This window comes from Salinibacterium sp. NG22 (assembly GCF_015864925.1).
GTDB lineage: Bacteria > Actinomycetota > Actinomycetes > Actinomycetales > Microbacteriaceae > Rhodoglobus.
Genome location: NZ_JADYWG010000029.1, coordinates 1 through 524 on the forward strand (window position 1 = coordinate 1; position 524 = coordinate 524).

1 rRNA gene is annotated in these 524 nt (G+C 53.8%); it reads left to right on the top strand.

The features are described from left to right. Positions 1–524 (top strand): 23S ribosomal RNA (locus tag I6E81_RS14255); the annotation flags it as partial.

The window sequence follows — 524 nt, forward strand, 5'->3', positions numbered from 1 at the left end:
CCGTGACCTTTACTATAGCTTCGTATTGACCCTGGGCAAGGGATGTGTAGGATAGCTGGGAGGCTTTGAATCTGTGTCGCCAGGCATGGAGGAGCCGTTGTTGAAATACCAGCCTTCGTTTGTCCGGGGCCTAACCTCGCGAGAGGGACAGTGCGTGGTGGGTAGTTTGACTGGGGCGGTCTCCTCCTAAAGAGTAACGGAGGAGCACGAAGGTTGGCTAAGTACGGTCGGACATCGTACGGTTAGTGTAATGGTAGAAGCCAGCTTAACTGCGAGACAGACACGTCGAGCAGGTACGAAAGTAGGTCATAGTGATCCGGTGGTTCTGAATGGAAGGGCCATCGCTCAACGGATAAAAGGTACTCCGGGGATAACAGGCTGATACCGCCCAAGAGTTCATATCGACGGCGGTGTTTGGCACCTCGATGTCGGCTCATCTCATCCTAGGGCTGAAGCAGGTCCTAAGGGTATGGCTGTTCGCCATTTAAAGAGGTACGCGAGCTGGGTTTAGAACGTCGTGAGAC